Origin of the sequence: Bacillus sp. FCW2, from assembly GCF_021228595.1 — a bacterium.
GTDB lineage: Bacteria > Bacillota > Bacilli > Bacillales > Bacillaceae > Bacillus > Bacillus velezensis.
On the sequence record NZ_CP089436.1, the window covers coordinates 2047382 to 2071660 of the forward strand.

Genomic DNA, 24279 nt, shown 5'->3' on the forward strand with positions numbered 1-24279 from the left:
CTAGGTTTACAATACGTTTATACGATGATGGTTTGATATAGAGGAGATGAAAGAATGGCTTTAACTGCTGGAATTGTCGGTTTGCCGAATGTCGGAAAATCGACGTTATTTAATGCAATTACCCAGGCTGGTGCCGAATCAGCCAACTACCCGTTCTGTACAATTGATCCGAACGTGGGAATCGTGGAAGTGCCGGATGAACGTCTGCAAAAGCTGACTGAATTGGTGAACCCGAAAAAAACGGTGCCGACTGCGTTTGAATTCACTGATATCGCGGGGATCGTAAAAGGGGCATCTAAAGGTGAAGGACTCGGAAATAAGTTTCTTTCTCATATCCGTCAGGTAGATGCGATCTGTCACGTTGTACGGGCATTCGCTGATGACAATATTACGCACGTGTCAGGGAAAGTCGATCCGATTGACGATATTGAAACGATCAACCTTGAATTGATTCTTGCCGACATGGAGACAGTCGAAAAACGCATCACGCGTGTAAGCAAGCTTGCGAAGCAAAAAGACAAAGAAGCGGTTTTTGAATTTGACATTCTGTCTAAATTAAAAGAAGCTTTCGAACAAGAAAAGCCTGCCCGTTCCGTTGAATTTACGGAAGAACAGCAAAAGCTTGTGAAGCAGCTTCATTTGCTTACGTCAAAACCCGTGCTTTATGTGGCAAATGTAAGCGAGGATGAAGTGGCTGATCCTTCAGATAATGAATATGTTGCGAAAATCCGGGAGTACGCCGCGGGTGAAAACGCCGAGGTTATCGTCGTCTGCGCGAAAATTGAGTCCGAAATTGCTGAATTGGAAGGCGAAGAAAAGCAAATGTTCCTTGAGGAGCTCGGCATCGAAGAATCAGGTCTTGATCAGCTGATTAAAGCGTCATACTCTCTTCTCGGCCTTGCGACATACTTTACGGCGGGCGAACAGGAAGTGCGCGCATGGACATTCAGAAAAGGCATGAAAGCTCCTGAGTGTGCGGGTATCATCCACACTGACTTTGAACGCGGCTTTATCCGCGCTGAAACGGTTGCTTATGAAGACCTTTTGGCAGGCGGCGGAATGTCCGGAGCGAAAGAAGCCGGAAAAGTGCGTCTGGAAGGTAAGGAATATGTAGTCCAAGACGGAGATGTCATTCATTTCCGATTTAATGTATAGGACACAGTTGTAAAGGGACAAGAGCTTTGGTATAATATAAACTTGTGAGTAATAGAATTATTGCTCCTTGCCCATTATAGGGCCGCTTAGACCAAAAGGAGGTGCAAACAGATGAAAAAGTACGAAGTTATGTACATTATCCGTCCGAACATTGACGAAGAGTCAAAGAAGGCAGTTATCGAGCGTTTCAACAACGTATTGACTTCTAACGGAGCGGAGATCACTGGAACAAAAGATTGGGGTAAACGTCGTCTTGCTTACGAAATCAATGATTTCCGTGACGGTTTCTACCAAATCTTAAACGTTCAGTCTGAAGCTGCAGCGGTTGCTGAATTCGACCGTTTAGCTAAGATCAGTGACGATATCATTCGCCACATCGTTGTTAAAGAAGAAGAATAAGCAATTTGAAATATATAATGTTAAAAGGTGGTCTTTCATATGCTTAACCGAGTTGTATTAGTCGGAAGACTGACAAAAGACCCAGAGCTTCGTTATACGCCAAGCGGTGCGGCTGTCGCCACGTTTACTCTTGCTGTGAATCGTACATTCACGAACCAGTCCGGAGAACGTGAAGCCGATTTCATTAATTGTGTCACTTGGAGAAGACAAGCCGAAAACGTTGCAAACTTTCTTAAAAAAGGAAGCCTTGCCGGCGTAGACGGCCGACTCCAGACAAGAAATTATGAAAATCAGCAGGGACAGCGTGTCTTCGTGACAGAAGTCCAAGCTGAAAGTGTTCAATTTCTTGAGCCTAAAAACAGCGGCGGTTCTGGATCAGGCGGATACAACGAAGGAAACAGCGGCGGAGGCCAATACTTTGGCGGAGGCCAAAATGATAATCCGTTCGGCGGAAATCAGAACAACCAGAGACGAAATCAAGGGAACAGCTTTAATGATGATCCATTTGCCAACGACGGCAAGCCGATTGACATCTCGGATGATGATCTTCCGTTCTAATAGATTATCGCTATATTCATAACGAGAAAGGTGGGAAATGACAATGGCAGGAGGACGCAGAGGCGGTCGTGCGAAACGCCGTAAGGTTTGTTACTTCACTTCTAACGGCATTACGCACATCGATTACAAAGATGTAGATCTTCTTAGAAAGTTTGTTTCTGAGCGTGGTAAAATCTTACCTCGCCGTGTAACTGGAACAAACGCGAAATACCAACGTAAATTGACTATCGCGATCAAACGCGCACGTCAAATGGCTTTACTTCCATACGTAACTGGCGAGTAAGCCGAAAGAAAAGAGCAAGAGCCTGCGGGCTCCTGCTCTTTTTTTATATCAGTACCCCTCCATCCTGCCGAAATGTTTCACATGAAACATGGAAGTGCTCCTGACACCTATATCTTTGTTATCTTGCTCCTCTATTCAAAAACGCGTACTTATGCAATGAATTTGTTTATACTGAAAAACAGGGGGTGGCTGAGATGGAGACAGACAGAAATATCCTGACTGATGAAAAGTGGAGCGCAATCATACGCAATGATGCTTCTTATGACGGAGTATTTTATTATGCAGTAAAAACGACGGGGATTTTCTGCCGGCCTTCTTGTAAATCGAGAGTTCCGAATAAAGAAAACGTGCTGGTGTTTGATACGGCTGATGCAGCGCTCGAGAGACATTTTCGTCCCTGTAAAAGGTGCCGGCCGAACGGTCTTCGTCTTCCTGATGAAGAATGGATTGCTCAAATCATTGAATACATTGAACGCCATTATCACGAATCTCTGACTCTGAGTGTACTGGCCGAAATGTGTCACGGCAGCCCCTATCATTTACAGCGGACATTTAAAAAAATCAGGGGAATGTCCCCGATTGCGTATATACAGAAAATAAGATTGTCGAAGGCGGAACACCTTTTAAAGCATACTGATATGACAGTCATGGAGATCGCTCTGACTGTCGGAATTCCAAACACAGCGCATTTCGCGACCCTTTTTAAAAAGGGAACCGGGAGTTCGCCCACAGAATACAGAAAAACGGCCAAAATGGGACAGGGAGGTTCAATATGAGTAAAGAGCCTATGATCTATTGGACACTCTTCACACGGAATGATTGGAGCCTGTATACAGCCGCCACATCTAAGGGGCTTTGCTTTATAGGTTCAAATCATGGAAGCTTTGAAGAGCTTGAGCAGTGGGCAAAAAAAGCAATACCGCAATACCGATTGGCACGTGATGATGAAAAGCTGGCGTCTTACACGGCAGAGCTGTCCGAGTACATCGACAATGGCAGATCAGCTTTTTCAGTGCCGGTGGATCTTTACGGGACAGAATTTCAGCTTGCTGTATGGAAAGCGCTTATGGACATACCGTACGGCGAGACATACTCCTATTCGGATATAGCAGAAATGATTCAGAAACCGGCAGCTGTAAGAGCAGTGGGCGCCGCGATTGGAAAAAATCCGGTATTGATTACGGTTCCGTGCCATCGCGTCATCGGGAAAAACGGGAAACTGACCGGATTCAGAGGCGGTTTAGAAATGAAAAAGCAGCTGCTGGCATTAGAGGGCGGAAACATTGAAACACTGGAATACCGGCTGAGCCGGACAGGAGGGATCACATGAAACTGATTTCTTGGAATGTAAACGGCTTGCGTGCCGTGATGAAAAAGATAGATATCAATACTTACGTTCAGGAAACGGAAGCCGATATTCTATGTCTGCAAGAAACAAAAGTACAGGACGGACAAGTATCATTACAGGCTGAAGGATATCACGCCTATTGGAACTATGCGGTGAAAAAAGGCTACTCAGGCACGGCTGTTTTTTCGAAAGAAAAGCCGCTGCACGTGTTCTATGGATATAAATAGCGGAATGAATCGGTAAATCCGGCGTTCAGCAGGGCGCTGAACGCTTCCCGCTCCTGATCCGAGAAACCGGCGTTCTTCCGGTTGGCTTTCGGATTTTTTAAGTCTATCTCCCTGTGTGCGACATTCAGATCGCCTGATCGGGAAGGCGCCTATTCCTGGTGGTCTTACAGGACGAACGCACGTGAGAAAAACATCGGCTGGCGGCTTGATTACGTTATTGTTTCAGACAGACTGAAGCAGCGGATCAGCGAAGCGGCCATTTGTGCCGATATCATGGGTTCTGACCATTGCCCTGTTGAAATGACAGTGGATTTATGATGAGATAGCAGTAAGAGAAATCCACTCTTGCTGCTTTTTTATCACCGAAAATGGAGGAGCACATGGCAAATATAAAAGAGATTGCGAAACTGGCGAATGTGTCGGTGGCCACCGTATCACGCGTATTAAACCGACACCCGTACGTATCTGAGGAGAAAAGGCGTCTTGTGAATCAAGTGATGAAGGAGCTGGATTATACCCCTAACCGAACTGCCATTGATCTGATTCGCGGAAAGACCAATACAATCGGCGTGATTTTGCCGTACAGCGACCATCCCTGCTTTGACAAAATTGTAAACGGTATCACGAAGGAAGCGTTTGCCCATGATTACGTGACAACCCTTCTCCCCACCAACTATGACCCCGCTATAGAGTTGACATATTTCGAACTGCTGAAAATGAAAAAGATTGACGGACTGATTGTCACGTCCCGTGCGAATGAATGGGAAACCGCCGTACCTTACCTGGAATACGGTCCCATTGTCGCTTGTGAATATACACAGCATCAAGAGATTCCCTGCGCTTATAATGACAGGCAGGCAGCATACAGAGAAAGCTTTTTGTATTTGAAGAACCGCGGGCATCAAGACGTTGCTTTTACATGTGTGCGGGAAGCGGAAAAAAGCCCGAGTACGGCCGACAAGGTAACCGCATATAAGGCGGTTTTCGGCTCTCTTGATGAAACCCGCATTCTGGTCGGATGCCATGATATGGACGACGGAAAGCGGGCGGGTGAGCACTTCCGGGGTTTCGACAAGGCGCCGACGGCCATCTATGCGCACAGTGATGATGTGGCTGCCGGCTTGTTCCAGTTTGCGAAAGAACAGAAATGGGACGCGGAGATCATCGGCGAGGGAAATCTGAGCGTCAGCCGGGCATTGAATATTCCATCCCTGGAACTTCATTTGGAACGGGTCGGAAAGGAAGCATTTTTGCTGTTTTTTCACGAAGAAACGGCTAAAAAACAAATTATGCATCAATTTCAGCGGAAAAAGTCTTGAGCTGAAATGGGTTTCATGCTTTATAACTAGATTGAGAAAAAAAGGAGGCGGACATATGCGAATTGAACATGCAGCGATATGGGTGAAAGATTTAGAACGGATGAAAGAGTTTTATGAGACATACTTCGGCGCCAAGGCCAATGACCTTTATCATAATGAGAAAAAAGATTTCAAATCGTATTTTCTGACATTTGACTCCGGAAGCAGGCTGGAACTTATGAAAAAAGGCGGCATTGATGAAGCTCCGTCACAGAATATGACCGGATGGGCGCATCTCGCATTTTCTACAGGCAGCAAGGAGCGGGTGAATGAATTGACGGAGACGTTTAAAAACGACGGATTTCAGGTTGTAAGCGGCCCGCGCGTAACGGGTGACGGATATTATGAGAGTGTGATAGAGGATTGGGAAGGCAATTTGATAGAAATCACAGTGTAACAGTGCGGGGGAACCCGCACTGTTTTTTTGATTAAATTTGCTGAGCATTTGTTTTCGGGCCGAAGAGGATTAACAAAACGGAACATAGAAGCCAGCAGCCACCGATGAACAAAAAGACGCTGATGTAGCCGAGCTTAACGGCAATAAATCCGACGAGCAGGGAGCCGAATATGTTGGAAAAACGGCCGAGCCCGTACGCCAGCCCGCTCCCGGCCGAGCGATATTCCGTAGGATACGGCTCCGAAGTATAGGCGTATAAGTTTGAGGTGAAGATCCGTTCCGTGACGTTAACGACAAATCCAAACACAATAATCATGACGGGAATAAACGTCATGCCGTATAACAGTCCGGCAATGGCAGTCAGAAAAGCGCTTGCGGCCAGAATCCATTTCCTTTGGAACGTCTCGGATATCATGGAACCGAGCAATGCGCCAAGCGGCGCGCCGACAGAGTGAAGCACATTGTACCACAGCGTTTTTTCCATGGTGATGCCGTTGCTTTTCAGCAGGCTGGGCACCCATGAAGCAAAGCCGTAAAAGCCAAAGGTTTCAAGAATCCATACCGCTGACAGGATGATGGTGATCTTTAAATTCCTGCCCTGAAACAGCCCTAAGTAGCCTGCGTGCTTCACTGTATGTACTTCAGCCGCCTCTTTTGGCGCGGGAAGCGGGCCTTTTTCTTTCTCTATACGTGCTTCAAGACGGTTCATAATGGTGTTTGCCTGATTATATGCGCCCCGATTTTCGTGCCAGCGCGGCGATTCCTCAAGCCGGCGGATAAAAAAGAAATAAATGAGACCGGCCGCCCCCCATACGAATACGAGCCGCCACCCCCATGAGCCTAAAGGAATGACAAAAGCGGAAACAACGTTTGTGACGGGAACGCCGATCAGTCCGATCATGGCGCAAAAGGAGATGTATTTTCCCCGTACGGAGGATGGAAAAAATTCCGCCAAATAGCTGTTCGTCACAATCATGGCGGCCGCGACGCCGAGCCCGGTCAAGAAGCGGAAAATCATTAAGGACGGAATGTCCCATGCCAGCGCATTCAGAAAAGATGAGATCGAAAAGACAAGGACAAAACAATTCAGCGCTTTTTTCCTGCCGATCCGATCGGACAGCCTTCCGCCGATGGACGCGCCTAAAAACATGCCCAGGAAGGATGCGGCCGTAATGTCGGCAATGGTGGACAGCTTCACGCCCCAATGCTCAATCAGCGCCGGAGCCACGTTGCTGAGCGTAAACAGATCAGCGAGATCGAAAAAATAGATGATTCCGAGAGCGGTTAATACTTGATAGTGCACACGCGAAATGGGGAGACGGTCTAATCGGTTCGCTACATTTGAGAATGTCTGATGTTTCATAAAAAACCCCCTGACTTTGCAATTGTAATCAGAAAATACTGTAAATTTATCTGACGAATACATTATAAAGGTCTTTTTTTGGCAAAAACAGAGTGTAAATAACCAGAGCCAAAGGAAACGGCATAGCGCTTTCTTCTTAAAATATATAACATTTCCTATATCTGTTTCTGTTTATATTGTAAAATGTTGAAGGAAAGGAAGTTGATGCATAAATATGAATACGTTTGTACGGCCCGCAGAGGGAAGAAATAGTGTATCGAGATATCTTCTTTCTCTGTTGGTCATTGTGGGTTTGTTCTTTTTTGGAAGCATACTGACCGTGTTTTATATGTTTCTCACGTCCGCTTTCAACCCTTCACTGACGATAAATTGGGATGAGGCGGCATTAAGTGACCCGCTGGCGGATATTTATTTACAGCATATCGTCTATTTCATAGCGATTCCGGGCATTTGGATAGCGGTTCGTTTCATTATGAAGCGGCGGTTTTTATCCATCATCACACCGAATCAGTCGCTGAACTGGAAGAGAATTTTCTTTGGATTCGGCACATATGTTGTGTTGATGTTTGTCGCGGGGCTGATTGATTTTACAATTCATCCGGATCGTTTCATGCTTCAGGAATTCCATGCTTCACGTTTTCTGCTGCTGTTAGCGGCGGCCGTCTTGTTGGTGCCGATTCAAACCTCTGCGGAGGAATTTCTCTTTCGCGGTTTTCTGCTTCAGTTCGCCGGAAAATTGACGGCAAACGCGGTGGTTCTGACAGTCATTATCGGCGGATTATTCGGCGCACTTCATTTCGGAAATCCGGAGATGGAAAATGGAGCTCTCTGGGCGGGAATCGGATATGTCACCATTGGCATGATCTGGACCTTTATCACGATTAAAACGGGCAGTCTGGAGATGTCCCTTGGCGGTCACGCTGCCAATAATATGTTTTTATTTATCTTTCTCACAGAGGATCATTCGGTGTATGGCGGCATTCCGTCGATATTTACAACAGCAGCCGGCGGCTATGAAATATATGATTGCATATCGACTCTGGTGATCAATATCATCTTTGCATGGCTCGCGTTCCGTTTTGTGAAAAAAGAAAAGCAGCAGGCCGCCTAGGCTCTGCTGCTGATTTGTAAGGTGTTCATTGCTTCATCAATATCTGTCGTCGGCCTCCGGCAGGCGAAATTCTCGCAAATGTAGACCGTTGTCTTCCCATCGATTATTTGATAATCCGCGGCAAAGTCAGAAATGCCGGCAAGCTCTTCCGGATGTTCTGCGGCGAGAATCGTATAGGCGGGAGTGAAATGCTCCTGAAGCGCCTCAATGAAACGTTTTCTGTCCGGGTCATCTTTCCTTCCGAAAACAACGATTTCTTTTTGGGGCATTGTATGTGCCAGTACGCTTTGCATGAAGAAAGCGTTGCTGCTCGGATAGGCCTCTATTTCCCGTTTGAACACGGAAAACATCGCTTCGGCTTTTTCAATCAGTGATATGTCACCCGTCAAGCGGCCGAGACGAAGCAGCTGTACGGCAGCCGCGCTGTTTCCGGAAGGCACTGCCCCGTCATAAACCTCTTTTTCCCTGACAAGAAGGGTTTCGGCATCATTCCCCGTAAAGAAGAAGCCTCCGTGCCGTTCATCCCAGAACAGCTCCAGCATGCTTGTACATAACGTTTTCGCTTTCTGCAGATAAGACGGATGAAAACCCGCTTCATACAGTTCAAGGTAAGCCCAGATGAGAAAAGCGTAATCATCGATAAACCCTTTGTTTTTCACTTCGCCCTCGCGATAGCGGACCATGACGCGCCCGTCCGGCATGAGGTGCCGTTCGAGAAAGCGGATCGCTGTTTCCGCCATGCTGAGAAAGTCAGGCTCGTGAAATACCTTTGCGGCCTTTGCCAGCCCGGCAATCATGAGCGCGTTCCATGAGGTCAGCACTTTGTCATCTGTATGCGGATAGCTTCTGTTTTCACGGGCCTCCAGCAATTTTGTTCTTGCCTCTTCAAGGCGTTCGGCCAGCTCATGTTCTGTGAGGCCGGTCTCTTCTAGGATGGCCTCACGCCGCGTGAAAATGAGGTGCGGGATGTTTTCGCCTTCAAAATTGCCTTGGTCTGTGATGTTATACACCTTGCAGTAAAGCGGGCCGAGTTCATCACCGAGAAGGTTCATGATTTCTTTTTTGGACCATATGTAATATTTCCCCTCACGGCCTTCGGTATCAGCGTCTAAAGCTGAGAAAAAGCTGCCGTCTTCATGCATCATTTCCCGCTGAATAAACGTTACGATCTGCATCGCAATCTGTTTGTAGCGCTCATTACCCGTGACTTGGTAGGCTTCTGTATATGCGGTCAGGAGAAGGGCGTTGTCATACAGCATTTTCTCAAAATGCGGCACGAGCCATTCATTATCAGTCGAGTAGCGGGCGAATCCGAACCCGATGTGGTCAAAAATCCCGCCGTTCGCCATGCCGTCGAGTGTCTTGGTTACACCGGCCAAAGCCTGTTCCTTGCCCGTATAGCTGTAGTAGCGAAGCAGAAACATGAGCATATGCGGCATCGGAAATTTCGGAGCCTGGCCGAACCCGCCGTACACCGTATCAAACCCGCCGGCCAGCTGGCGATACGTGTCATGAACCGCCTGTTCGCCAAGCATGCCCTCAGCCGGGTGAACCTTAACTTCAAGATGAGCGGCGGCGTTTTCGGCGATATCCTCGACATGCTGCCGGTCATTCGCAAACGTTTCGGACAGATGTTCAAGCACATCGATAAAGCCCGGACGGTTATATTTGCTCGTCTTCGGAAAATACGTCCCCGCATAAAACGGCTTTTGATCTGGTGTGACGAACACGTTCAGCGGCCACCCGCCCTGCCCCGTCATCAGCTGGCAGATTCTCATATACACGGAATCCACATCAGGCCGCTCTTCACGATCAACCTTGATGGCTATGAATTTATCGTTTAGAATACGGGCGATCTCTTCGTCCTCAAAGGACTCGTGAGCCATTACGTGGCACCAGTGACACGTCGAATAACCGATGCTGACAAGAACCGGCTTGTTTTCGCGTTTCGCTTTTTCAAAGGCTTCTTCTCCCCAAGGGTGCCAGTTTACGGGATTATGGGCGTGTTGGAGCAGATAGGGGGACTTCTCCGTGATTAGACTGTTGGGTTTACTATTGTTTGGCATGGGCTCACCTGCTTTCTCTTATTATTTGTACGTTTAACATACCACAATCCTCTAAAAAAATTCATACACTCAACTTTGTGAACCAAACCCAAGTCATTAAAAAGGAGAACGGCTTATGACTCTATTTTCAGGGTTAAACTTCATCCGCCTTATTGCTTTTTAGATAATAAGCTAATTTGGTATAATCACTAGTGAAACCTTTTTTTGCCACATCATTCTTTTGGGTTAAATTTAATTTTTTCCTATAAAAATATAGGAGTGGAGTATGTGAAAAAAAGAAAGATAATGAAAATAATCATTCCGATTGTAATTTTATTGGGGGTATTTGTTGTTTTATATTCAATATACGATCAACAAGATCTTTATAAAGGGACAAGTAATGACAATGAGTGGAAGGTTTCCATCGAAAAGTCAGATAAAACATCAATTGGGCCAAACTATTTTTTAAACTTATACTGGCAAGGTAGCAAAAATAAAGAGAAAAAAATCACTATCAAACAAATTGAATTGATGGTCGACGGAAAAGTTTATCAAGAGAATGGTCCTTACTCTCTATCTGAATATAATGGTGAAAGCTTAAAAGAGGGTGGAGAAAGACCTGACCACATTTCAACCTTTGATTATATGCCCGAGGAGGATATTAAGGGTCATAAATTAGAGGTCAGAGTAACATGGAATGAATCCAAAGAAAAGATAACAGTCATTAAATTAGAAGAGAAAAAGTTTTTAAACTTGGGTTTCTAAAAAATAATTAAAAAGGCAGCCGAAACTGGTTGCCTTTATTGGTTATTCTAAGAGTTATGCCGCCAGTGACACGTCGAAATAGCAATGCTGATAAGAGCCGGCTTGTTTTCGTGTTTTACTTTTTCATTAACGATCGACTGTTCCCTACGTCTGCCTAATGATTGCTTTGTCAAACTGTATTGGTTTTTTATCAAGCAGGCATAAGAGGTAAATCAGTTTAAAATTATTTTTACATACATCCCTTCCTCAGCTTTTTTCTTAGCGTTTTCGTTCAGCGTTTTAATTTCATTTGATAATGCAGAAGAAGGGATAAGTTTGTCATCATAGAATACAGACGGATCAATAAGCCTCATTTTATTCTTACGATGCAAATGATAATCAGCCTTATCTTCTTTAACAATAACTTTTCGATGTAAGCGACTAATAAGATTTTTAACATCTATATCCCCGGAAGAACGCAAGATGTTCATTACTTCTTCATCTGTTCCAAGCAGTGTGTTTATGTTAATGATTTGTTTATCCAAAGCGGTTTTTAAAGTCTTAGCCAAATAATCATAACCGTAAATATTAAGAGGATTCATAAAGAAATCAATAACCTCTTTATAATAGGTTCTTACAAACCATTCAGCAGTTTTTATATCTTTTAAATATATTTTTCCTTCTTTAATAATTAGATGATTTAAGAAATGATCAACTTCCTCCATTAGGATGTTTCCGTATCGATACATATCTCTTAAGGTATAATCTATCCGGTCAGCGCATAACTCAGGAGATGGCTGTTCGAGCAAATTCCAATTAGAGTTGTCTAATAGAATGTCTTTGTAATTAAATCCATACTTACCAAGAATATGCGGGATCTCTGAATCAGTTATGATTTGATGATAAATGTTTTCGTGATAATCCTCATTTTTATTTTCAAACACAAAATCAATAACGTGTGAAAATGCGGTATGAGATACATCGTGAAGTAAACCTGCGATTTGTTCTTCTAAAGAACCGCCAAGCTTTTTTATGAGGAGCATTACGCCTATGGAATGTTCATACCTCGTGACATTCCACTTTTGATTCACAAAATAACTTGCTCCTCCTTGGTAAACCCCTTTTAGTCTTTGTACTGGATGACTGAAAATAAGCTCTTCAAGAATTCCATCTATTTCATCATCGCCATAAATACTATCTGTTATCTTCATTTCCTTACACCCCTTTGATGCGCTAATTGCAGAAACTGAAAGTCAAGCAGGCAAAGAAGAAGTTGTAAACTATCGCATCATGGATTTTCTTCTTTTTAATATTGATATACTTAACATATCACAATTCTGAAAAATTCATTTCATTTGAGCCTAATTTTATTTGCTTTCAGATAAGTGAAACACACCCCGGCGACTGTAACCATCCCCCCTGTCAGTGCAATAAACGCAGGTACCTCACCTAACCACACCCAAGAAATGGCCAAGGCTACGGCTGGTGTTAAATAAAGTGAAATGGTTGCTTCTGAAGTACCGACGAGTGAAGTTACATATGCAAGTGCAAAGTAAGGCACAACCGTTGGTAATAAACCTAAGTAAACGATAGACAATGTTGAGTTCATTGAAGCGTTCAAAAACTCTTCCCCTAAGCCAGGCAGAAATACAAGCATAGGAATTGTCCCGCCCCAAATAGTGAATGTAACGAATGGAATAAATCCATATTTTTTTATATAGCGGGCTTGAAAAACGAAATAAATACTCTCCGAAAAAGCTGCCAGCAGGATTAACAAAATGCCGTTCACTGAATGTGTATAGTTTCCTGCCCCAAATGTAATGATCAACACACCTAATAAACTTATGATAGAGCCAATCCATTTATAAAGCCCAAACTGTTCACCAAAAAACAGACGAGATAACATTGCAGAAAAAATAGGTGTCATGGTCACGAGTAAGCTTGCTACCCCTGCGCTGACTGTTTTTTCTCCGATATTCAGCAAAATGTGATATAGTGCAAAACCTAAAAATCCTAAAGATAAAATAGCAGGGATATCCTTCATGTCAGGTAAACGCATATGAGTCAAAACAGCAAAAACCACCAGTGCCATTGACCCAATCAACAAGCGAAACAAAGCGAGGTGTTCCGGCGTGTAACTCTCCAAACCCGCGCGAATTCCCGGGAAAGCTGATGCCCACAACCCAATCATCAGACTGTAAGATATACCGATTCGAACTGTTTTCTTTCGCATCTTTCTCACTCCTCTTTACAAAAACCAACCAGTTATTTAGTGTGTTTCTATATTAATAAAGATTTGATGATATGACTTCAACCAGTTAAATAGATTTTGACCCAACCACTTTAAGGAGGATACTTTTTATGAGCGCTCCAGAAGAAAAAAAGATGAAAAAGCTTCCTAAGTACATACAAATCATTCAATTTATAAAAGAGAAAATAGGAAATGGAGAATGGCCGATTGGAAGTAAGATTCCAAGCCAGCGCACGCTTGCCAAACACTTTGAGGTGAACAGGAGCACAGTCATTACAGCTTTAGAGGAATTGATGGCGGATGGATTAATCGAAGGCAGAATGGGCAAAGGGACAGTTGTTACGAACAATACATGGACACTTTTGGCTAAGAATTCCGCCCCCGATTGGGATCAGTATGTAACCTCCGGAATCCAGCAGCCAAGCCAAAAAATTGTTCAAGAGATCAATAAATCAGAATCAAATTCCGATCTTATACAGCTCAGTAAAGGAGAACTTTCACATGAGATTTTTCCTTTAGCTGCTATGAAAAAGATGATGGGAAAGGTATCTCAAAACATAGAGGCATTTGGGTATGAGGAACCAAAAGGATATTTGCCTTTGAGAGAGGCATTAAGCGGCTATTTAAGAACAATCGGTATTCAAGCTTCATCTTCTTCCATTCTTATTGTTTCGGGCGCACTGCAAGCCTTGCAGCTGATATCAATGGGGCTTTTGCAAAGGGGATCGACCGTTTATCTTGACCAGCCGTCCTATCTTTATTCATTACACGTATTTCAATCAGCCGGTATGAAGCTGACTGGAGTTCCTATGGATAATGATGGACTTTTGCCGGAACATATCCACATGGCAAGGGGGGAACGGGGGAGGGCTATCTTATATACAAATCCTTGTTTTCATAATCCGACAGGTATTTTAATGTCAAAAAAGAGACGAGAAGAAATCCTTGCGGCAAGTGAGAATGCACAGCTTCCCATTATTGAAGATGACATTTATCGTGAGTTATGGATCGATGAAATTCCTCCAGATCCTATTAAAACAATTGATAAAAATGGGCATGTGCTTTACATAGGAAGTTTATCTAAGACATTAAGCCCCGGCTTAAGAATTGGATGGATCGTCGGGCCGGAACCAGTGATTGAACGTTTATCCGACATAAAAATGCAAACAGATTACGGCTCCAGTTCGTTATCCCAGAGAGTAGCGGCAGAGTGGTTTACATCCGGTGAATACCAGCAGCATCTAGAACAGGTGAGAAGTCAATTAAAGGTGAGAAGACAATTGGTCATGAGTCTCTTAGAAACCAATTTGAAGAATGTCGCTACATGGAATATGCCGAAGGGAGGATTCTTTGTCTGGGTAAAAATATTGCCTTCACTATCTATGAAATTACTTTATACAAAAGCTTTGACAAAAGGGATACTTCTCAATCTCGGCAGTATCTATGCTCAAGAAAAAGGGAACTATATTCGCTTATCATATGCTTATGCATCTCTTGAAGACCTTCAAAAGGGAATTTATGAATTGGGTTTGATGATTAAGGAATTGGCAAGCAGATAAATATATAATGATTACTTTAATAGAAAGAGACATGCTATCAATGACAAGAATCGGCTTGTTTTCGCGTTTCGCTTTTTCAAATGCTTCTTCTCCCCACGGGTGCCAGTTTACGGGGGTGTGGGCGTGTTGGAGTAAATGGAGACATCTCATCGATTAATCTATTGGGTTTGTTGTTAATTGGCATGGGCTCACCTGCTTTCATGATCCTGGGAAGTTTTCGAGATAAAAAGAGAAAACTCCGGTGATCAAATTCGATTAAGTTAAATGGCGAATTGTTCGCTGACTACGGTTGGGGTACTGGTTTAAAAATAATGAGGAGAACTTGATATTCAAAGAACCGTAAGAGAAAGATTATCTTTAAAACCGTCACTAGCAGAAGTCTTCAAAATTATTTAAGTTAATATGCCAGTTATTGAGATTTGTTTTAAATATGTATTTGAAGGTCAATTTTCTTTATAGTGACTAAGAAATACACTACTTTATAACTGCAATGTATCAATGAAATATTTCCTAAAAAAACTTTGATTTTTAATTGTAGATTGATATAATAGTTTTGTTATTCTTGGCCAAGGATGAGAATATTTTCAAATCTTCAAAAAGTGGTGTTAGCAATTAAAAAACCTCATATTTTATTATTTATATTAATCTTTACATTAGGTTTTTTTGCGTGCTTTTTATTCATTTTTAAGCATATAGAGAGAAATGGAACAGAAAAAATTAATCATAACCGTGTACAAGAAGTACCGTGGGGGGTGAAAAAAATCAATGCTGCTTCAATATGGACTTCAAGAGAGAAACAGAAAGTGAAAGTTGCTATATTAGACAGTGGTATTGATAAAGAGCATAAAGATTTAAAAGGGAAAGTTAAAGGAGAATTTAATCCAATAAACATGACTTTAACCTCAGATGATGATGTGGGGCATGGAACTGCTATTGCAGGCATTATAGCAGCTAAAGATAATAGTTTTGGATTAGTTGGAATTGCTCCAGACACTGAAATATATTCAGTTAAAGTACTAAATTCAAAAGGAAAAGGTTCATTAGATAACCTTGTTAAAGCTATAGAGTGGTGTATTGATAATAATATTCAGGTAATAAATTTGAGTTTTGGATTATCCAAAGATAAACCGTTGTTAAGAGGTGCAATTGATAAAGCAGTAAACAGTGGGATCATAATCGTTGCGGCCGCAGGTAACAATTATGGCGGAGATGTTGATTATCCAGCAGCTTATGAAAAAGTTCTCTCTATTAATGCTGTAGATAGAAATAATAAAATAGCTAACTTTTCACCTAAAGGAAAGATTGACTTTTCTGCACCTGGTGTAGATATACCGATACTATCCCTCAATAATGGATATAAAACTGAAAGTGGTACATCTTTAGCAGCTGCACATGTTACCGGTGTAATATCATTAATTTTACAAAATAGAGATAAATTCGGAATTAATTCAAAAGAGGATATTTATAATCAGGTTAACCATGTATTGTCCAAATTGTCCATCGATCTTGGAAAGAAAGGAAGAGATGAAATTTATGGAAAAGGTTTTTTATCTTTTAAGTAAAGGGGTTAATTTGAATGAAATGTTTTAAAAAGAGTATTGCAGTTATTTTAAGCCTAGTATTAACTTTCACTTTTATTTTACATAATGAATCAAAAGCTGAGGCTTTAAACAATAAGGATTACCAAATTGTAACAAACGATGAAGAGAAATTAGTAATCACAGCGGAAAAAGGCGGAGTTAAAGGTTTAATGACTTTAGATAAAGAAAATATGAAACTTTCATTAATAACCGATGAAATTTCGCAGAAGACTGGTGAAAAAGGTAAAGAATATAAAGTTAATATTGAAAATGCTACAAATGAGAAGATAGAAGCAACTTTTACTGATACGGAAACAAATAAAAAATATGAGATTAATTCAGATGAGGTAACAGCTTCTTTTGTTTGGTTTATACCTATAGGAATAGTTATTGGAGAGGCACTTTTAGCGCATTTAATTTCAATTGGATTAGCTGTGACTATTTCAGGAGTGACTTATGTTGCCTATTCTGAGTTTAAGAAGCGTAAAAGAACCTATTCTCATTATATGGCAGTAAGAAAGTCTAAAGGATTATTTATCGGTAATGGTTTGAAAAGACCTGCTGCAATTGCACGCCTTAAAAGGGGTGATGACACTTGGTCTACGTCGAAGAACAATGCCAAATCTATTGCTAAAGCCGCAAGTCCGATTAAAAAAATAGTTGGTCCGGAGATAGATAAAAAGGGTAAAGGTAAACATTATCATTATCACTCGATCTCTAGGTATAAACATGGAAAAGGTGTCCGTATGAAAGCTCATGCTTTCTATGGTGCAGCAAGATAATATAGATTAATTTATAAACATCTAACTTTAAAGTAATTAAAAGATAGGAGAAGGAGGTAACTATGTTAATTATTGATCACAACCCAAAGGATCAGCTGTATTCAGAGTTAATTGATTTGGCTTTCGAAATTTGCGACGAATTTCATTTAGTTTTAAGAAAAGATATGGGATCTTTAAAATCATTCGATCCTCTGTTAAAAAAACTTGAAAGTTCGTTGAAAGTAATGAAAGAGCAATCAGAATGGGCCAGTACTATTCTAGGAGACAATCAAAAAGCAAAAGTTTATTACTATTATACAGATGAAAACGCAAAAAACATTCTGAAAGAATCCGCAAATTCTTTATATGCTTGGGAGCAGCCACATTTACCAGAAGACTTGTCTTTTTTCAAAGATGGAAAGGAGTGGTTGGTAACATGCTCTCATGAAGAAGAAAGTTATATCGATACTGAAGATGATAAAGAAATACAAAGAATATTGAGTATACCAGGATTAAAAGTGCATTTTGAAAAATGGGATTAAAACCATTCAACTTTTTATAAAAGAGTTGCATGGTTTTTAGTGAATAATAATATATATAAGTAAGGAAACCGTATAGAATGGTTTCCTTACTTATTAAACTAACATTATTCAATTGGGATTTTTCTTGTTTATTTCTTGACTAATACATATTGTTTATCTTCCAAATAGAATATATGACTAAGGTGATTTATATCTTTAAACTTTATATGTTTTCCAAATTGTAAAGTATTTAAATTGATAACTACATCCATACTGTCATCTTTATCTTCATCTTCATATCCATCTAAGCAGGAATATATTTCAACTGATTCACCTTTTGACAAGTGTTTTTCAATGAAAAGAAAAAGTGATTTAATAGATTTACGTTGGCCAGGTGTATTGTTGGCGTGTAAGTACCCTTGTAATTCATATATATAAGGATGTGTGAATTTGTTTCTGACTGCTTCATATCCAGGATCTAAATGAACAATATCAATTCCGTATGCATCTTCTTCTGTGTCATAAACCTTTACAAGTGAATTTTCGCTATTCTTTCGATTTTTTTTAAATTGAGAGCGTTTGTTGACATCAATTCCTTTTATTTCTAGTTCGGAGATGGGCTTAAGTGTAGGATTCCTGCCATACTCACCAATAGGAAGTTCTTTGTCAGCCCCAATAAAATGATGTAAAGTCAATCTATTTCCTCCTTTATTTTATACAACTAAAATACTCAATCTGACTTTGGATAATGAGATCTTTTTTGTTGTGTCTAACTATGATACTCCGTGTTTGCTTGCCTCATCAAGGCTTGATAATGTTTGGAGGCTGAAGATGGATGATGTGACTGATTTTTAGGCACAAGTTTTTCTTTAGGGAAAGAGGAACCGAATTGAATTAATTTAATTGTTATATTGTCGACGCATACTCCATCAATGTCCATTTAGATTGTATGTTTACAGCTGCAGCTTTTTCTTCGACTATTTCTAACGTTCTTTCAAGTTGATTATATATGTATCCGGAAAATTAAGTATACCGTTTGACCAATTCCAGCGTTATGAAGGTTTCGTTGCCAGAATACCAACAATTGAAGAAAAATTGAAGCAGAATAGCATTAAATCTACTCTGCCGGATGCAGCGCCAACAAATCTGCATTGGGTTCTTCCTCAATATGTAACAGAAGCAGTGGAGGAATTTTTAAATCATTTGTCTTTATTATCTGAAGATCTTATTAATGGTGATACCTTACTGCACGCTCCGGTATGGGAACTATGCTGGGATCGTGTTCAAGCAGAAGAGGGTCTTCGTACCAATGTACCTGGATTCTATGTTGCCGGAGATGCCATTGGATGGGCACGCGGAATTATTCAAGCAGCGACTACTGGAATCGTTATTGCAAGAGATATTCTTAATGGTAAAAAACCTAGCAATAAGGAGCTGACATCTACTGTCTAAAAGGAGGACTAACAGTGGAAAAAACAGAGCACCCAAGAGTGGGAGTCGGAGCATTTATTCTGAATGAGGAACAGGAATTACTTTTAGTTTTACGAAAGAAGGACCCTGAAGCTAATCATTGGAGTATACCCGGCGGTAAAGTTGAGTGGATGGAAAAGGCAGAAGATACAGTTATCCGTGAAATAAAAGAGGAAGTAGGGGTAACTATTCAGGTTGATTCTTTACTTTGTGTCACAAACCATATTTTACATGATGAGGAGACTCATTGGGTATGTCCGACGTATCAATGCAGTATTCAAACTGGGACTGTAAGAAACCGCGAGTTAAATGCAATAATTGATGTTGGCTGGTTTTCTCTTCAAAATTTGCCTGATCCCTTAACGTTAACTACTAAAAATGCTTTAGAGAGTTATCTTAATAAATTTGAAAGTCAGAGAAAATAAAAATGCATACAATTTTATTCGATTTAGATGGAACCTTGGTAAATAGTGAATGGTTGGCAAAAGAGGCTTATAATCATGGAACTGAAACAGTATTAAAGAGAAAATTAACGAATGAAGAGAGAGAGTCTCTTGTCGGTAAGCCTATTGCGGTTTTTTTGAGAAGATTTCCAAACGAGGCAGAGCAAATACGTTCCTCGATATTGCAGTATTTCGAAAATAAAATCCATCAAATCAGACCGTATCCGGGTGTTATCTCTTTGCTGGAAAGTTTAAGTGAAAGAGGATATGGTTTGGGGATTGTGACCTCACAATTGAAAAAATTTGCTTATGGCGAGTTAATCAATAATAAATTAGATGGGCTTTTTAAAGTCGTTCTCACGGCTGAAGATTGTGATGAGTACAAACCGAGTCCTAAGCCATTACTAACAGCGATAAATCACTTACATGCAGATGTAAGCGATTGTTTATATATTGGAGATCAAATGACAGATATTGAGGCAGCTCATGCTGCTGATATGAAAAGTGCGGGCGCTTTATGGGGAGAGGGGAATCTTACACACTTATCTGCAGCTTCACCGACATACTTTGTAAAAGAACCCCATCAACTTCTTCGGATTCTGCAAGACAAAAACTATTCCGCTGCTTTTTAACATTCTCACATTAAAGGATTCAGGATAAAAAAGCCGCCGACAAAGCGGCTTTTCTTAAGTTAAGATGCCAAATATAAAAAAAAGGCTAACCTCTGCTCTCCTTGTTTTATTCAAACTTCAATCTGTATGGTTATGTCTTTCCTAGAGGCACATAGGCTTGGTTTTTGAAGAGTAAATCTTTTTTGTTTTCGGTTGATCATATGTAAAAGCGATTATTTTAATCGCTTTTTGATACTTCAAAACATGCTAAGCTTTGACCTCTTTATCAGTAAGCACTCTTAAAGCATCTCTCACTTTTAAGGCGAAGTTGACAGGTTTATCAATCGATTCGAAATGAATATACATCAGTCTCGGTTTATCAAACAGCCAGTGATTGTGAAGTGACGTTACAGTCAGATCATGTTTCCGAAGGACGCTGATAAATGGATTGATTTCTTTTTGCAGAATTACAGTTTCTCCGCTGCAAAGAGCACGGCCGTCTTTTGTCATTGATTCAAATGAAAACATTTGCGGAATGAGCAAAAATGATCTTCCGGGCCGTCCCAGTACTACTGGTTTTATATTCGTTCGGGATCTCATTACTGTACAAATTCCATTTTCAAACGTATGCATGGTTCCGCCTAGAATATCGTTGAATTCGTCACAAAGACCATGCCGTTCAATCATTTCCCCGTCAGTTTTTGGTACCGCACGCACAGTTTTAGTAGTTAGAACTCTCAGGGCCTCTCTCACTTTTCTTGCAAAATTGAGAGGTTTATCAATTGATTCAAAATGCATAAACATCAGACGCGGTTTATCAAACAGCCAATGGTTATGAACGGCAGTTACGATGATACCGAATTTGCGCAGCTCACTCATTAACGGGTTCACTTCTTCTTGCAGTAAAACAGTCTCACCTAAACATAAAGCTCTGCCTTCCCGATCCATGCTTTCAAATGAAAAGGCCTGAGGAATAAAAGGAAATGCCTCGGCTCTTCTTCCGAGTACCACCGGATGAATGTTGCTTCGAAATCTTGTCGCCGTACATACGCCATTTACGACACTTGGCGTTGAATTGAGAATTCTAGCAAATTCTTTGCAGAGCCGTGATGGCTCCATACTCGTTTCTTCCACTTCATATCTCCTCCTGGAATCTATTTATAACGTACTTAGTATTAAAGATATGTGAAGATAGAAAGAATGTAACGCGTCAGCAGTCCATATTAGAGAGAATCAGCCTTTCTTGCATAATTCAGGATTTCATTCCCTTTTTATAATCTCTTTAACTGTTAATTTTTAATAGATTAAAAGCTTTTGATCGGACTATTTAAGAAATGAAAACACTATAAATTGGTAGTTTTATCCTGGGTTTGATTTTTTTAAGGCGTTCAGGCTAAGAAAAAAAGCCTTTATACAAGGCTTTCGGTAAATAATTCATACAGCCGTTTGGCTGCTCATTCAGTGACAGCTCACAGCTCTTTTGTCATCAAGACATGCGGGATGCCGTCTTCCATAAATTCCGGTGAATCTGTCTGATAGCCTAGTTTGTGATAAAAGCCTTCCGCATGTGTTTGTCCATGCAGTTTACATTGGGTGATGCCTTTTTCTTTTACCATGTTTTCTAATTCGCTTATGATGACTTTGCCCAACCCGTATTTGCGGTAAGGCTTCAGGATGCAGATTCGTTCGAGCTTGCCTGTATGGTTTACGATGCGGACGCGTCCTGTGCCGGCAGGCTGATTTTCATGATAAACCAAGACATGCCCGCACTGATCCTCAAGCGTATCGAACTGGTCAAATTCATCGGATTCAGGTACTTGCTGTTCCTCAATGAATACTGCTTTTCTAATCTCAAGCGCTGCTTGTAAATCAATTTCCGTTGTTATCCTTTTTATCTGCATGATCAACCAATCCTTTTCACATGTTAGTCTGGACTGCACGGCTTGCTTGTGTTCTTATAGAAGTAACGATAAAACAATTATATTGCAAATGCAACAAAAACATGAAGGGTTTGAAAAAGATATGACTGATATTTTGCGGGAAATCGGCATGATCGCACGGGCATTGGATTCCATCAGCAATATTGAATTTAAGGAATTAGGCTTAACAAAAGGGCAGTATCTCTATCTTGTGCGTATATGTGAAAACCCGGGAGTGATACAGGAAAAAGTGGCGGAAATGATTAAAGTTGACCGAACAACAGCGGCGAGGGCAATCAAAAAATTGGAAATACAAGGGTTTATTGAAAAGCGTCCTGATGATCAAAATAAAAAAATAAAAAAACTGTTCCCGACTGAAAAAGGGAGAAAGGTTTATCCGTTATTGCAAAGAGAAGGAGAGCATTCTGCGGAGGTAGCCCTGTCCGGCTTTACATCTGAGGAAAAAGAAACCATTTTTGGACTTCTTCAGCGGGTGAGAAAAAATATAGAACATGATTGGGAATATGTGAAGAAGGGGAATAAAAGAGATTATTGATGGTTATTAATTCCTTTTGGTGAATGATTAAAGTCATAAATGGATACGTTATCTGTGAAATCTCCTTCCTCGGTTCCTGCTTCAACATAGCCGATAGGCTTATTTTTAACGAAAAGTATCAATTATGGTATATTTAAATAAGAAAAAATAATTGAAGCGGGGAATGATATGAGTACAATCGAAAAACAAAGACGTAAGAAATTCAGAGTGAAATCAATCGTACGGGCCATCATGGTCATCATCGGCGGAATTATTGCCGCGTATGGACTGGAAACCGTATTGATTCCGAATAGTGTATCTGACGGCGGTGTAACCGGACTCAGCATTGTCGGTTCACAGCTGTTTCATTTGCCTCTTGGGATCTTAATTGCGGTGATCAATATACCGTTTGTCTGGTTAGGATATAAGCAAATCGGGAAAGGTTTTGCGTTTCTATCAATTATCGGTATTGTCTCACTTGCCGCGGGCACGAGTTTTTTCCACCACACACCGGCTATCATCGAGGGAGACACCCTGTTAATCACCGTTGTCGGCGGGATTATTCTCGGCTTTGGAATGGGATTGGCATTGCGCAACGGCGGCGCATTAGATGGAATTGATATGCTGGCTGTGCTTCTGTCACGGAAATTGCCGTTTGGCACGAGCGACCTCATTTTATTTTTAAACATGTTTGTGTTTATTTTTGTTTCTTTTGTATTTGGGCTGCAAGGCGCATTGCTTTCGGTCATTGCTTACTACATTGCATCTAAGGTGATTCATGTGGTTGAGGAAGGCTTAAGCGGTTCTAAAACATTTCAGATTATCACCAATGAGCCTGCATTAATGGTAGAGACCATTCGTGAAGAATTGGGCCGGAGCGCTACTTATAAAGAAGCATACGGCGGTTTTTCTCATGAAAAATTCCAAGAAATCACATGTGTCATCAACCGTTTGGAAGAAACCAAACTGAAGGAAATTATTAATGACATTGATAAACAAGCCTTTGTGACGGTATATGATGTCGCAGAAGTAAAAGGCAGTAATTTCAGAAAAGTCCATAATCATTAAGTAGAGAGCTGCCGTTAACCGGCAGCTTTTTTTAAAAAAGGAGAAAAAACTTGCAAAAAAAGAATGGCGGCTGTATATTGTTGATATATCAAACATTGACTAGTCAATTAATTGCGCAAAAGAAAGTGGGGATGGGTTTTGACAGCATGTTGTTCAGAGGAAGGCGAGATTTTATATCAGCTCCAATCACTGCACAAAGTGATCGGCACGAAGTTTGAAGCGTGCACCGGAATCAGCCAATCCCGCCTTGAGCTTCTCGCCGTGCTTTTTTACGTCGACGAGATCAGCCAAAGCGATCTTCAGAAAAAGGTGAATATTGATGGCGCAGCCGTGACAAGACACTTGAAACAGCTTGAAGCCAAAGAAATGGTCACAAGAAGGCGGAAGCCCGAGGACAACCGAATTATACTTGTCCGGCTTACTGATCAGGGGCGGGAGAGAATTGAGGCTTCCAAAAAGGAGAAGGAGCGTTTCATAAAGGAAATGCTTGCCGGTGTCAGCGAGGAAGAACGCAGTATGTTAAAAAACGTATTGTCGCAGATGCAGAATAATATAGAAAATATGAAAGCATAG

Annotated in this window: 27 protein-coding genes and 2 pseudogenes; 21 read left to right on the forward strand and 8 right to left on the reverse strand. The window is 41.3% G+C overall.

Translation table 11 applies throughout. From position 1 onward, the window contains the following. Positions 1 to 54 precede the first annotated feature (54 nt). From ychF to K3G25_RS10450, 9 genes and pseudogenes are all read left to right on the forward strand, one after another. Positions 55 to 1155: a redox-regulated ATPase YchF gene (ychF, locus tag K3G25_RS10400; RefSeq protein WP_004392975.1), complete on the forward strand. Its 1101-nt coding sequence runs from the start codon at positions 55 to 57 to the stop codon at positions 1153 to 1155. Between the two features lie 111 nt (positions 1156 to 1266). Next, positions 1267 to 1554 carry a 30S ribosomal protein S6 gene (gene rpsF / locus K3G25_RS10405; protein ID WP_004392977.1) on the forward strand — a complete coding sequence of 96 codons (288 nt, stop codon included), beginning with the start codon at positions 1267 to 1269 and terminating at the stop codon, positions 1552 to 1554. Positions 1555 to 1593: 39 nt separating this feature from the next. Further along, positions 1594 to 2112 (forward strand): single-stranded DNA-binding protein SsbA, encoded by a 519-nt coding sequence (ssbA, locus tag K3G25_RS10410; RefSeq protein WP_004392979.1) that lies wholly within the window; start codon positions 1594 to 1596, stop codon positions 2110 to 2112. Between the two features lie 43 nt (positions 2113 to 2155). Next, a complete protein-coding gene (gene rpsR, locus K3G25_RS10415) occupies positions 2156 to 2395 on the forward strand; it encodes a 30S ribosomal protein S18 (protein ID WP_004392983.1) in 240 nt (79 codons plus the stop codon). 194 nt (positions 2396 to 2589) lie between these two features. Next, positions 2590 to 3171: a bifunctional transcriptional activator/DNA repair enzyme AdaA gene (locus tag K3G25_RS10420; RefSeq protein WP_017418438.1), complete on the forward strand. Its 582-nt coding sequence runs from the start codon at positions 2590 to 2592 to the stop codon at positions 3169 to 3171. Continuing rightward, the gene (locus K3G25_RS10425; RefSeq protein ID WP_014419383.1) at positions 3168 to 3725 is read left to right on the forward strand and encodes a methylated-DNA--[protein]-cysteine S-methyltransferase; all 558 of its coding nucleotides are present in this window, start codon (positions 3168 to 3170) and stop codon (positions 3723 to 3725) included. Before K3G25_RS10420 ends, K3G25_RS10425 begins: the two co-directional genes overlap by 4 nt. Continuing rightward, positions 3722 to 4288 (forward strand): annotated as a pseudogene (locus tag K3G25_RS20875) (endonuclease/exonuclease/phosphatase family protein). Before K3G25_RS10425 ends, K3G25_RS20875 begins: the two are co-directional and overlap by 4 nt. Before the next feature lie 62 nt (positions 4289 to 4350). After that, a complete protein-coding gene (locus tag K3G25_RS10445) occupies positions 4351 to 5289 on the forward strand; it encodes a LacI family DNA-binding transcriptional regulator (protein WP_100262114.1) in 939 nt (312 codons plus the stop codon). A 55-nt stretch (positions 5290 to 5344) separates the two neighbouring features. Further along, entirely contained in the window at positions 5345 to 5725 is a 381-nt protein-coding gene (locus K3G25_RS10450; RefSeq protein WP_094296144.1) for a VOC family protein, read from the forward strand. Positions 5726 to 5756: 31 nt separating this feature from the next. Here K3G25_RS10450 and K3G25_RS10455 read toward each other — a convergent pair whose 3' ends face one another. Beyond that, on the reverse strand, positions 5757 to 7088 hold the full coding sequence (locus tag K3G25_RS10455) for an MFS transporter (RefSeq protein ID WP_094296145.1): 1332 nt from the start codon (positions 7086 to 7088) through the stop codon (positions 5757 to 5759). Positions 7089 to 7302: 214 nt separating this feature from the next. On the opposite strand from K3G25_RS10455, the gene K3G25_RS10460 reads away from it, so the two are divergent. Then, complete coding sequence (locus tag K3G25_RS10460) at positions 7303 to 8199, forward strand: CPBP family intramembrane glutamic endopeptidase (RefSeq protein ID WP_017418443.1); 897 nt, start codon at positions 7303 to 7305, stop codon at positions 8197 to 8199. On the opposite strand, the gene K3G25_RS10465 is transcribed toward K3G25_RS10460, so the two are convergent. Further along, the gene (locus tag K3G25_RS10465) at positions 8196 to 10265 is read right to left on the reverse strand and encodes a thioredoxin domain-containing protein (RefSeq protein ID WP_022554055.1); all 2070 of its coding nucleotides are present in this window, start codon (positions 10263 to 10265) and stop codon (positions 8196 to 8198) included. The two genes, K3G25_RS10460 and K3G25_RS10465, sit on opposite strands and share 4 nt — an antisense overlap. Positions 10266 to 10532: 267 nt before the next feature. On the opposite strand from K3G25_RS10465, the gene K3G25_RS10470 reads away from it, so the two are divergent. Further along, on the forward strand, positions 10533 to 11009 hold the full coding sequence (locus K3G25_RS10470) for a DUF4944 domain-containing protein (RefSeq protein ID WP_021494598.1): 477 nt from the start codon (positions 10533 to 10535) through the stop codon (positions 11007 to 11009). Positions 11010 to 11221: 212 nt separating this feature from the next. Here K3G25_RS10470 and K3G25_RS10475 read toward each other — a convergent pair whose 3' ends face one another. Together K3G25_RS10475 and K3G25_RS10480 are read right to left on the reverse strand one after the other, a co-directional pair. Next, complete coding sequence (locus tag K3G25_RS10475) at positions 11222 to 12199, reverse strand: HD domain-containing protein (RefSeq protein ID WP_021494599.1); 978 nt, start codon at positions 12197 to 12199, stop codon at positions 11222 to 11224. A 140-nt stretch (positions 12200 to 12339) separates the two neighbouring features. Next, positions 12340 to 13221 (reverse strand): DMT family transporter, encoded by an 882-nt coding sequence (locus K3G25_RS10480; RefSeq protein ID WP_232489724.1) that lies wholly within the window; start codon positions 13219 to 13221, stop codon positions 12340 to 12342. A 128-nt stretch (positions 13222 to 13349) separates the two neighbouring features. Between K3G25_RS10480 and K3G25_RS10485 the strand changes: the two genes are divergently transcribed. Further along, positions 13350 to 14798 (forward strand): MocR-like pyridoxine biosynthesis transcription factor PdxR, encoded by a 1449-nt coding sequence (locus K3G25_RS10485; RefSeq protein ID WP_232489725.1) that lies wholly within the window; start codon positions 13350 to 13352, stop codon positions 14796 to 14798. Between the two features lie 42 nt (positions 14799 to 14840). Here the strand turns inward: K3G25_RS10485 and K3G25_RS10490 are convergent. Next, positions 14841 to 14982: pseudogene (locus K3G25_RS10490) on the reverse strand (DUF255 domain-containing protein); the annotation flags it as partial. 568 nt (positions 14983 to 15550) lie between these two features. Between K3G25_RS10490 and K3G25_RS10495 the strand changes: the two are divergent. The 3 genes from K3G25_RS10495 to K3G25_RS10505 all read left to right on the forward strand — a co-directional run bounded on the left by K3G25_RS10495 (position 15551) and on the right by K3G25_RS10505 (position 17681). Next, positions 15551 to 16360, forward strand: a complete 810-nt coding sequence (locus tag K3G25_RS10495; RefSeq protein WP_224988719.1) for a S8 family peptidase — start codon at positions 15551 to 15553, stop codon at positions 16358 to 16360. Between the two features lie 14 nt (positions 16361 to 16374). After that, positions 16375 to 17160, forward strand: coding sequence for an SAR2788 family putative toxin (locus K3G25_RS10500; protein ID WP_014419374.1), 786 nt, complete (start codon positions 16375 to 16377; stop codon positions 17158 to 17160). Between the two features lie 62 nt (positions 17161 to 17222). Beyond that, complete coding sequence (locus tag K3G25_RS10505; protein WP_014419373.1) at positions 17223 to 17681, forward strand: hypothetical protein; 459 nt, start codon at positions 17223 to 17225, stop codon at positions 17679 to 17681. Positions 17682 to 17809: 128 nt separating this feature from the next. On the opposite strand, the gene K3G25_RS10510 is transcribed toward K3G25_RS10505, so the two are convergent. Then, positions 17810 to 18355, reverse strand: coding sequence for a hypothetical protein (locus K3G25_RS10510; protein ID WP_014419372.1), 546 nt, complete (start codon positions 18353 to 18355; stop codon positions 17810 to 17812). A 304-nt stretch (positions 18356 to 18659) separates the two neighbouring features. Here K3G25_RS10510 and K3G25_RS10515 point away from each other — a divergent pair, with 304 nt between their 5' ends. From K3G25_RS10515 to K3G25_RS10525, 3 genes are read left to right on the forward strand one after another with little or no spacing between them, the layout of a single operon-like run. Next, positions 18660 to 19112 (forward strand): hypothetical protein, encoded by a 453-nt coding sequence (locus tag K3G25_RS10515; RefSeq protein ID WP_232489726.1) that lies wholly within the window; start codon positions 18660 to 18662, stop codon positions 19110 to 19112. A gap of 14 nt (positions 19113 to 19126) precedes the next feature. Beyond that, positions 19127 to 19555 (forward strand): NUDIX domain-containing protein, encoded by a 429-nt coding sequence (locus K3G25_RS10520; RefSeq protein ID WP_115941213.1) that lies wholly within the window; start codon positions 19127 to 19129, stop codon positions 19553 to 19555. Between the two features lie 2 nt (positions 19556 to 19557). Continuing rightward, positions 19558 to 20205 carry an HAD family hydrolase gene (locus K3G25_RS10525; protein WP_115941212.1) on the forward strand — a complete coding sequence of 216 codons (648 nt, stop codon included), beginning with the start codon at positions 19558 to 19560 and terminating at the stop codon, positions 20203 to 20205. A gap of 246 nt (positions 20206 to 20451) precedes the next feature. Here the strand turns inward: K3G25_RS10525 and K3G25_RS10530 are convergent, their stop codons facing one another. Beyond that, positions 20452 to 21318, reverse strand: a complete 867-nt coding sequence (locus K3G25_RS10530; protein WP_021494606.1) for a DUF1259 domain-containing protein — start codon at positions 21316 to 21318, stop codon at positions 20452 to 20454. Between the two features lie 335 nt (positions 21319 to 21653). Further along, the gene (locus K3G25_RS10535; RefSeq protein ID WP_061861715.1) at positions 21654 to 22085 is read right to left on the reverse strand and encodes a GNAT family N-acetyltransferase; all 432 of its coding nucleotides are present in this window, start codon (positions 22083 to 22085) and stop codon (positions 21654 to 21656) included. Positions 22086 to 22206: 121 nt separating this feature from the next. On the opposite strand from K3G25_RS10535, the gene K3G25_RS10540 reads away from it, so the two are divergent. The 3 genes from K3G25_RS10540 (at position 22207) to K3G25_RS10550 (ending at position 24279) form a co-directional block, all read left to right on the forward strand. Continuing rightward, positions 22207 to 22659, forward strand: a complete 453-nt coding sequence (locus K3G25_RS10540; protein WP_232489727.1) for a MarR family winged helix-turn-helix transcriptional regulator — start codon at positions 22207 to 22209, stop codon at positions 22657 to 22659. A 168-nt stretch (positions 22660 to 22827) separates the two neighbouring features. Then, positions 22828 to 23706, forward strand: a complete 879-nt coding sequence (locus tag K3G25_RS10545) for a YitT family protein (protein ID WP_012118921.1) — start codon at positions 22828 to 22830, stop codon at positions 23704 to 23706. Positions 23707 to 23817: 111 nt separating this feature from the next. Then, complete coding sequence (locus K3G25_RS10550) at positions 23818 to 24279, forward strand: MarR family winged helix-turn-helix transcriptional regulator (protein ID WP_014722085.1); 462 nt, start codon at positions 23818 to 23820, stop codon at positions 24277 to 24279.

What these genes read in the sequence shown, in the direction of transcription:
- K3G25_RS10535 (WP_061861715.1), bottom strand. Translation starts at nt 22,085, where the DNA reads ATGCAGATAAAAAGGATAACAACGGAAATTGATTTACAAGCAGCGCTT.
- K3G25_RS10475 (WP_021494599.1), bottom strand. Translation starts at nt 12,199, where the DNA reads ATGAAGATAACAGATAGTATTTATGGCGATGATGAAATAGATGGAATT.
- K3G25_RS10460 (WP_017418443.1), top strand. Translation starts at nt 7,303, where the DNA reads ATGAATACGTTTGTACGGCCCGCAGAGGGAAGAAATAGTGTATCGAGA.
- K3G25_RS10505 (WP_014419373.1), top strand. Translation starts at nt 17,223, where the DNA reads ATGTTAATTATTGATCACAACCCAAAGGATCAGCTGTATTCAGAGTTA.
- K3G25_RS10485 (WP_232489725.1), top strand. Translation starts at nt 13,350, where the DNA reads ATGAGCGCTCCAGAAGAAAAAAAGATGAAAAAGCTTCCTAAGTACATA.
- K3G25_RS10465 (WP_022554055.1), bottom strand. Translation starts at nt 10,265, where the DNA reads ATGCCAAACAATAGTAAACCCAACAGTCTAATCACGGAGAAGTCCCCC.
- ychF (WP_004392975.1), top strand. Translation starts at nt 55, where the DNA reads ATGGCTTTAACTGCTGGAATTGTCGGTTTGCCGAATGTCGGAAAATCG.
- K3G25_RS10480 (WP_232489724.1), bottom strand. Translation starts at nt 13,221, where the DNA reads ATGCGAAAGAAAACAGTTCGAATCGGTATATCTTACAGTCTGATGATT.
- ssbA (WP_004392979.1), top strand. Translation starts at nt 1,594, where the DNA reads ATGCTTAACCGAGTTGTATTAGTCGGAAGACTGACAAAAGACCCAGAG.
- K3G25_RS10425 (WP_014419383.1), top strand. Translation starts at nt 3,168, where the DNA reads ATGAGTAAAGAGCCTATGATCTATTGGACACTCTTCACACGGAATGAT.
- K3G25_RS10450 (WP_094296144.1), top strand. Translation starts at nt 5,345, where the DNA reads ATGCGAATTGAACATGCAGCGATATGGGTGAAAGATTTAGAACGGATG.
- K3G25_RS10445 (WP_100262114.1), top strand. Translation starts at nt 4,351, where the DNA reads ATGGCAAATATAAAAGAGATTGCGAAACTGGCGAATGTGTCGGTGGCC.
- K3G25_RS10455 (WP_094296145.1), bottom strand. Translation starts at nt 7,088, where the DNA reads ATGAAACATCAGACATTCTCAAATGTAGCGAACCGATTAGACCGTCTC.
- K3G25_RS10525 (WP_115941212.1), top strand. Translation starts at nt 19,558, where the DNA reads ATGCATACAATTTTATTCGATTTAGATGGAACCTTGGTAAATAGTGAA.
- K3G25_RS10545 (WP_012118921.1), top strand. Translation starts at nt 22,828, where the DNA reads ATGAGTACAATCGAAAAACAAAGACGTAAGAAATTCAGAGTGAAATCA.
- K3G25_RS10540 (WP_232489727.1), top strand. Translation starts at nt 22,207, where the DNA reads ATGACTGATATTTTGCGGGAAATCGGCATGATCGCACGGGCATTGGAT.
- K3G25_RS10500 (WP_014419374.1), top strand. Translation starts at nt 16,375, where the DNA reads ATGAAATGTTTTAAAAAGAGTATTGCAGTTATTTTAAGCCTAGTATTA.
- rpsR (WP_004392983.1), top strand. Translation starts at nt 2,156, where the DNA reads ATGGCAGGAGGACGCAGAGGCGGTCGTGCGAAACGCCGTAAGGTTTGT.
- K3G25_RS10420 (WP_017418438.1), top strand. Translation starts at nt 2,590, where the DNA reads ATGGAGACAGACAGAAATATCCTGACTGATGAAAAGTGGAGCGCAATC.
- rpsF (WP_004392977.1), top strand. Translation starts at nt 1,267, where the DNA reads ATGAAAAAGTACGAAGTTATGTACATTATCCGTCCGAACATTGACGAA.